Below are 6687 nucleotides of genomic sequence, written 5' to 3'. Positions count from 1 at the left end.
CTCGTCGGGCCTCAAACTACACGGAGAGGTTCAGGATCTTCTGCGAGAATAGAACCCTCGTCGGCCAAGTCGCCGCTGCACTGCTGTCGGGCGATCCCTGCGCCGGGCACGGTAGGCCACCACCCCTCCGCGTCACCGTAAGCGGAAAAGGGCCGGCCTCCTCTGGAGGCCGGCTCTCGCAATTCAGAAGGAGTACGAGCTGAGCCGCGCCGGGTAGCCGACGGCGATTCTTTCCCGTACGAGCAATCGTGACCCGGACATGCCAAAGGCCCTCGCGCCGGGGGCCTTTGGCTAGTGCCGAGTCAGGAGACGGGACCGATGACCTTCGCGAGGTCGACGAAGCCCCGCCACTGCGCCGGCTCGAAGGCCAGCGTTGCGCCGTCGCGGTCCTTGGTGTCACGGACGAGAACGACGCCGGAAAGGTTGTCGGCCACCTCGACGCAGTTCCCGCCGTTGCTGCCGCTCTTGGTGCTCTTGCGCCACTGCGCGCCGGTCAGGTCCATGATGCTGCCGCCTCTCTAATGAGGTCCGGGGGCCTTCGCGTAGTGCTAGTCAGGCCGCGTCAAGGGTCTTTGCCATGTCGATGAAAGCCCGCCAGGCCGCCGAACTGAAGGACAGCGCCGGACCTGCCTGGTCCTTCGAGTCCCGGACACCAACGACGCCGGGAAGGTTGTCGGCAACCTCGACGCAATCGCCGCCGTTGCCGCTGCTGCGGGTGCTCTTGCGCCACTGTGCGCCGGTCATGTCCATGTCTCTGCCATCTCCGTAAGTAGGTCGACGGACTGCCAGTGGGACAGCGCCTCGCCGCGTACGTTCTCCCACGCTGCGAGTATCGCTGTTATGTCCTTTGTGCCGGTGACGACTTCCCCCTGAAGCTGATTGTCGAGGTAGCCGGCTATTTGTTGCTCGGCTCCTACAGCGATCACGAAGGGACCGTTCAAGCCAGCGTACGCGCCGACCGTCGCGGGAACGATGTGCACTCGTACGTGCGGGGCCTCGCACATGGCAATGAGGGCATGTACCTGCTCGCGCATGGTGGCCCGGCCGCCGACCGGCCGCCGCAGGACAGCCTCGTTGACGACGGCCGTGAAGCGTGGTGGGTCTTCACGGGTCAGGATGCTCTGACGGGCGAGCCGAAAGGCTAGGTGGCGCTCAATGTCGCTGCGGGCGATCACGTCGGCACCGGCGAGCACCGCGCGGGCGTACGCCTCGGTTTGAAGAAGGCCGGGCAGGACGACCGACTGATACGAGCGTAGCGAGACCGCCTCACGCTCGATCTCTTGCCACGGCCTGAACCAAACTGGCTCACGACGTCTTGACGTGTCCGGCCAGATGTCCCCGATGGGCCGACGGAGTACGCCGGCTGCGGCCTCCCGGTGACGGGGGTGGGGTATGTGGTCGTGGTTGATCCACCGTGCGACCGTTTTTCGATCGACGCCTACCAGCCCGGCAAGAGACTCGATCGAATGCCCTGATTCGGCCAGCGCTGCACGCAACGCATCGTTCACGACGTCTCTCCAGGGATGCGCAGAATGTCTCGCGACCATATCCCCTACGGGCTGTTCTTGTCCCGTCACTGCCCGCAGGGTGCTTGTAGACGGCGCGGCCGGTGGAGGACCCGAACCTGGCGGACGCGTTCGTGCCGGGGCCGCCCCTGCCCGGCGAGCACTTGCGGGGGCGGCCCCTCTCCAGACGACAGCACGAAGGAGGCACCGTGCGTTTCAGGTTCTGGCGCAGCCAACACGCCCCGGAAGTGCCTGCGAGTCGCCCTGCCCCACAACTCCCGGCCTGGGTCACGGCGCACACCGAGGCATTCCGGGTTGACGAGGTCGGCCGGGTGGATCGCCTGACTCGGGCGGAAGAGTTCCGGGCGAACGGAGGTTACAAATGATCTCTACGCAGGTTTCCGGCCCCGAGCGGGGGCCGGTCGCGGACCGTCCGCGTCGGCACGGCCAGGCCCCGCCGCACACGCCCTTACGGCCGCACTGGGCGTGCCGCGCCGACGGTCAGCCGTGGCCGTGCGCGACCGCGCGACTCATGCTCAAAGCCGAGTACGAGAACAAGATGCCGAGCCTGTCGATCTACCTGGCCGGGCTGCTCTACGAGGCCATGCGCGACCTCTACCACCTCAACCCGCACGACGGGCCGAGCCCTCGAGCCCTCTACGACCGGTTCGTGGGATGGGGACCGTTCCGCAGGCCGATCGTCGAACATCCGCGTTGAAACGCCTCCCAGCACGGCCGCGGCGTACCGCTGCATCCGCCATCGCCGGCAATCTTGGACAGTTTCCGTTAGCTGAGAACGGAAACTGTCCAAGATCTACGCGTGCCACCTGCTTTGGCGTGGCGGACGCGATCAGCGGCTGCTGGTGGTCTCCCGTACCCAGGGCAGCGCGATCCGCTCGACGAGCACGAGTGCGCTGTAGAGCAGGATGCTGACCAGCGCCACCAGCATGATCGCCGCCCAGGCGGTGGCGGTGTCGCCGACGCCCGCGTACTGCGTGATGACGTACCCCAGGCCCTTCTCCCCGGCCTGGAACTCACCGATCACCGCACCGATGGCCGCCAGCGGCATGGCCACCTTGAGCCCGACGAAGATCTGTGGCAGCGCCGCCGGGAACCGCACCTTGCGGAACGCCTGCCAGCGGGAGGCGTTCCAGGACCGGACCAGCTCGGCCAGGTCGGCCGGCGTGGTGGTCAAACCCGTCGCGGTGGACAGCACGATGGGAAAGAAGCAGAGCAGGAACACCATGGTCAGGATCGGCCTCTGACCCCAACCCAGCGCCACCACCAGCAGTGGACCCAGGGTGATCTTCGGCACGGCGTTCACCGCCACCAGCAGCGGGGTGAACATCCGCTCGACCGTCCGGGAACTGGCCAGGGACAGTCCGATCAGGACACCCGCGGCGGCCGACAGGACGAACCCGATCAGGATCTCCAGCAGGGTGGCCCAGGTGTGCTCCAGCATCTGGGCGGGCTTGTCGACGAACGCGGTGAGCACACCCCCCGGCGGCGGCAGAGCGGCCGGGTGGACCAGTTCCAGCCGGGCGATCAACCACCAGGCCGCCAGGGCGACCACGAGACCGGCCGCGGGCAGCAGCGCCGCCCCGGTCCCCGCGCGCAGGCCGGCGCCCCGACCCGCCCGACGTGCCTGGAGTCCGGCACCCGGGGGTGGAGGCACCGTCACCGCCGGCTCGGCTGAGCGGACGTCGGTCATCTTGTCCTCCTCGTGAATCGCCGACCCGGGGGCCGACGAGCGACGGGGGTACGCCCCACCGGAGACCGGCGGGACGTACCCCCTGGTGACGACCGGACGATCAGGCCTTCGGCGCGAGGCTGAAGTCGATGATCTGCTCGGGGGTGATGTTCTGCTTGAGCGCGCCCGCGCCCTGCAGAATCGCGATGCTCTTCGCCACGCGGCCGCTGTCCAGCGTGCCGATCGCGGTGCCGGAGTTGCCGGAGCGCACGTACGCGGCCATCAGGTCCAGCTCGGCGGCGGCGGCCACCGGGTTGGCGGCGTCGACGTTCTTCTTCAGGATCTCGCCGGCCTCCTTGGAGTTCGCCAGGCTGTACTCCAGGCCCTTGAGCAGCGCAGTGGTGAAACGCTTCACCATCTCGGGCTTCTCCTTGGCGATCTTGCTGGAGGTGATCAGCACGTTGCCGTAGAGGTCCTGCATCACGTTGCTGTACGGCAGCATGACGGCCTTCTTCTTGGCCACCGCCTCGATCGTCGGCTGACCGACGACGAACTGGCCGATGCCGTCCACCGAACCGGAGGCCAGCGTGCCGATCAGCGCCTGCGCCTCACCGTTGACCCAGGTCACCTTGCTGGCGTCCACGCCAGCGAGCCGGGCGTACGTCGGGAACAGGTTGCGCACCACGGAGCCGGGGGTGTCGGCGAGCTTCTTGCCCTCAAGGTCCTTGGGCGAGTTGATGTTCTTGCCCTCGACGGTGGCGATGCCCGCCATCGTGCGCTGCTGGATCGCGGCCACGGCGGTGAAGTCCTTCGCCTGACCGTTGCCGAGCTGGAGCAGACCGCCGGTGAGGTCGATCGGCCCGAAGTCCGCCTGGCCGCCGACGACCGTCTGGATCACGCCGCCGGTGCCCTGGCCGGCCTTGATCTCGACGTCGAAACCGGCCTCCTTGAAGAAGCCCTTCTCCTTCGCCACCCAGGCGTAGGAGTCACGGCCGAAGTTGCCGAAGGAGGTGAGGTAGGTCACCTTCTCCAACGCTCCGTCCTTGCCGCCCTTGGCGTCGGACGAGTCCGACCCGCTGCTGCAGGCGGAGACGAGGGCGAGGGCGGTGGCCAGCGCGGCCGTAGCGACCGTACGGGTCAGCCTTCTCATCAGTAGCACCATGTCCTTTCCGACCGGGGCCGGGGGCCACCGGAGGGGGTTGTCGCGACGGCACCGGCGGGAGGGGCAAGCCGGGCACCGCCATCGTGAGGGGACTCTTCGCGGCCACAGCGTACGAGAAACCCACAGTTGCGACGCCAGGCGTACCGGGTTGCGGATCGGAAACAACCTGACGACGACCCCGGACGGCGCGACATGTCAACAGGGCGGCTAGCCTTGTCGGATTCCTGACCGTCCACTCAGCGGAGGTCCGCCGCAGATGATCCGACTGTCCGGGGTGTCGCGTACCTTCGAAGGCCGGTCCGGCCAGGTCGAGGCCATTCGCGGCATCGACCTCGACGTCGCCGAGGGCGAGTTCGTCGCCATCCTCGGGCGCTCCGGCTGCGGCAAGTCCACCCTGCTGCGGCTGATCGCCGGGCTGCTCCCGTTGACCTCCGGCGAGATCACCGTGGCCGGTACGCCGATCACCCGACCCCGCCGCGACATCGCCATGCTGTTCCAGAAACCGGCGCTGCTGCCGTGGCGCAGTGTCCTGGACAACGTCCTGCTGCCGGTGGAGATCTTCGGCTGGAGTCGCGCCAAGCACCGCGAGCGGGCCCGGGAACTGCTCGACGTGGCAGGCCTGGCCGGGTTCGAGAAGCGGTTGCCGCACGAGCTCTCCGGCGGCATGCAGCAACGGGTGTCGCTGTGCCGGTCGCTCATCGGTGAACCCCGGGTGATGCTGATGGACGAGCCGTTCTCCGCGCTCGACGCGCTCACCCGCGAGGAACTCTCCGGCGAACTCCAGCGCGTGCACATGGAGAACAAGCCGAGCATCGTCTTCGTCACCCACTCGATCGACGAGGCGGTGCTGCTCGCCGACCGGGTGGTCGTGCTGAGCCCCCGCCCCGGCCGTATCCGCAAGGTGGTCGAGGTGGCCATCCCCCGCCCGCGCACCCTGGGCCGCAACGCCCACCTCGCCGACGTCGCCCAGGTCAGCGCCGACCTGCACGAGCTGTTGATGGAACGCGACCAGCCGGCCGCGGCCGGCGTGGAGGGACGATGACCATGCGGGTGTCGGTATTCACCGAGCCGCACCGGGGCGCCGACTACGACACCCAGCTCCGGTTCGCCCGACTGGCCGAGGCGGGCGGCTTCGAGGGCTTCCTCCGCGCCGACCACTACCAGTCGATGGGCGACGACAGCGGCCTGCCCGGCCCGACGGACGCCTGGCTGACCCTCGCCGCGCTGGCCCGGGAGACCGAACGGATCCGGCTGGGCACCCTGGTGACGTCGGCGACCTTCCGCCTGCCCGGCCCCCTCGCCGTGCTCGTCGCACAGGTCGACCAGATGAGCGGCGGTCGGGTCGACCTTGGTATCGGCGCGGGCTGGTACCAGCGCGAGCACACGTCGTACGGCATTCCGTTCCCGGCCGTCGGCGAGCGGTTCGACCGGCTGGCCGAGCAGCTCGAGGTGATCACCGGGCTGTGGTCCACCCCGCTGGGCGAGACGTACAGCTTCACCGGTGACCACTACCGGCTGGTGGACGCCCCCGCGCTGCCCAAACCGGCGCAGGTGCCCGGCCCGCCGATCATCGTGGGCGGACGTGGTCCCAAGCGGACCCCCGAGCTGGCCGCCCGGTACGCCGACGAGTTCAACATGCCGTTCAAGTCGGTGGCCGAGACCGCCGGAGCGTACGACCGCGTCCGGGAGGCGTGCGACCGCGTAGGTCGGGCGGAGAGGGGACGAGCCCCGCTGGTGCTCTCCGCCGGGATCGTGGTGGCCGTCGGACGTACCGACGCGGAGGCCGCCCGCCGGGCCGCGCCGCTGCACGAGAAGAGCGCGCTGCCACCGGAGGACCCGGTGGTCGGCTCGCCGGCAGAGCTGGTGCAGCGGATCGGCGAGTTCGCCGGGATCGGCGCCACGCGGGTGCACCTACGCCTCACCGACCTCGACGACCTCGACCACCTCGAACTGATCGCCGCCGAGGTGCTTCCCCAACTGGACGGTGGACGATGACCGATGTGATCGACGGCACCGAACTCGGGCCCGTGGGCCAGGAGATCGTGTACGAGAACGACCGGGTCCGGGTCTGGCACATCCGGCTCGAACCGGGCGAGCGCCAGCCCCTGCACCGGCACGACCACCCCTACCTGGTGGTGGCGATCCAGGGCGCGAAGAACGTCGTGCAGACCATCGACGGCACCCGGATCGACGCCGACGAGCCCACCGGTGGGGTCGTCTACCGCGACCCCGGAGCGGTGCACATGCTCACCAATGTCGGGGACACGACATACCTGGCCCGACTGGTCGAACTCAAGTAGACCCGCCGATCGCCACCGGCGCGCCGCGCG

General features: G+C 68.9%; 9 protein-coding genes. 4 read left to right on the top strand and 5 right to left on the bottom strand.

What is annotated here, in order from left to right:
* Positions 1-302 precede the first annotated feature (302 nt).
* The 3 genes from ABZV06_RS31770 to ABZV06_RS31760 are packed head-to-tail and all read right to left on the bottom strand — an operon-like array spanning position 303 to position 1508.
* The gene (locus tag ABZV06_RS31770; protein WP_355625951.1) at positions 303-503 is read right to left on the bottom strand and encodes a DUF397 domain-containing protein; all 201 of its coding nucleotides are present in this window, start codon (positions 501-503) and stop codon (positions 303-305) included.
* A gap of 49 nt (positions 504-552) precedes the next feature.
* The gene (locus ABZV06_RS31765; protein WP_355242060.1) at positions 553-750 is read right to left on the bottom strand and encodes a DUF397 domain-containing protein; all 198 of its coding nucleotides are present in this window, start codon (positions 748-750) and stop codon (positions 553-555) included.
* Positions 741-1508, bottom strand: coding sequence for a helix-turn-helix transcriptional regulator (locus tag ABZV06_RS31760; protein ID WP_355625949.1), 768 nt, complete (start codon positions 1506-1508; stop codon positions 741-743). Before ABZV06_RS31760 ends, ABZV06_RS31765 begins: the two co-directional genes overlap by 10 nt.
* Positions 1509-1887: 379 nt before the next feature.
* On the opposite strand from ABZV06_RS31760, the gene ABZV06_RS31755 reads away from it, so the two are divergent.
* A complete protein-coding gene (locus ABZV06_RS31755) occupies positions 1888-2223 on the top strand; it encodes a hypothetical protein (protein WP_355625947.1) in 336 nt (111 codons plus the stop codon).
* A 132-nt stretch (positions 2224-2355) separates the two neighbouring features.
* Here ABZV06_RS31755 and ABZV06_RS31750 read toward each other — a convergent pair whose 3' ends face one another.
* On the bottom strand, positions 2356-3216 hold the full coding sequence (locus ABZV06_RS31750) for an ABC transporter permease (protein WP_355625945.1): 861 nt from the start codon (positions 3214-3216) through the stop codon (positions 2356-2358).
* 100 nt (positions 3217-3316) lie between these two features.
* Positions 3317-4345, bottom strand: coding sequence for an ABC transporter substrate-binding protein (locus ABZV06_RS31745; RefSeq protein WP_355242072.1), 1029 nt, complete (start codon positions 4343-4345; stop codon positions 3317-3319).
* Between the two features lie 268 nt (positions 4346-4613).
* Between ABZV06_RS31745 and ABZV06_RS31740 the strand changes: the two genes are divergently transcribed.
* Genes ABZV06_RS31740 through ABZV06_RS31730 form a run of 3 tightly spaced genes read left to right on the top strand, consistent with a single transcriptional unit; the run spans position 4614 to position 6657 of the window.
* Positions 4614-5399: an ABC transporter ATP-binding protein gene (locus ABZV06_RS31740; protein ID WP_355625943.1), complete on the top strand. Its 786-nt coding sequence runs from the start codon at positions 4614-4616 to the stop codon at positions 5397-5399.
* A 2-nt stretch (positions 5400-5401) separates the two neighbouring features.
* The gene (locus ABZV06_RS31735) at positions 5402-6352 is read left to right on the top strand and encodes an LLM class F420-dependent oxidoreductase (RefSeq protein ID WP_355242356.1); all 951 of its coding nucleotides are present in this window, start codon (positions 5402-5404) and stop codon (positions 6350-6352) included.
* Positions 6349-6657, top strand: coding sequence for a cupin (locus ABZV06_RS31730; RefSeq protein WP_266246239.1), 309 nt, complete (start codon positions 6349-6351; stop codon positions 6655-6657). Before ABZV06_RS31735 ends, ABZV06_RS31730 begins: the two co-directional genes overlap by 4 nt.
* The last annotated feature ends 30 nt before the right edge of the window (positions 6658-6687 follow it).

This window comes from Micromonospora sp. NPDC005172 (assembly GCF_040608555.1).
Classification (GTDB): domain Bacteria; phylum Actinomycetota; class Actinomycetes; order Mycobacteriales; family Micromonosporaceae; genus Micromonospora.
This window is presented reverse-complemented; position numbering and strand designations above follow the sequence as displayed.

Coding starts and splice junctions, on each gene's coding strand:
- ABZV06_RS31750 (WP_355625945.1), bottom strand. CDS start 3,216: ATGACCGACGTCCGCTCAGCCGAGCCGGCGGTGACGGTGCCTCCACCC.
- ABZV06_RS31740 (WP_355625943.1), top strand. CDS start 4,614: ATGATCCGACTGTCCGGGGTGTCGCGTACCTTCGAAGGCCGGTCCGGC.
- ABZV06_RS31735 (WP_355242356.1), top strand. CDS start 5,402: ATGCGGGTGTCGGTATTCACCGAGCCGCACCGGGGCGCCGACTACGAC.
- ABZV06_RS31765 (WP_355242060.1), bottom strand. CDS start 750: ATGGACATGACCGGCGCACAGTGGCGCAAGAGCACCCGCAGCAGCGGC.
- ABZV06_RS31755 (WP_355625947.1), top strand. CDS start 1,888: ATGATCTCTACGCAGGTTTCCGGCCCCGAGCGGGGGCCGGTCGCGGAC.
- ABZV06_RS31730 (WP_266246239.1), top strand. CDS start 6,349: ATGACCGATGTGATCGACGGCACCGAACTCGGGCCCGTGGGCCAGGAG.
- ABZV06_RS31770 (WP_355625951.1), bottom strand. CDS start 503: ATGGACCTGACCGGCGCGCAGTGGCGCAAGAGCACCAAGAGCGGCAGC.
- ABZV06_RS31745 (WP_355242072.1), bottom strand. CDS start 4,345: ATGAGAAGGCTGACCCGTACGGTCGCTACGGCCGCGCTGGCCACCGCC.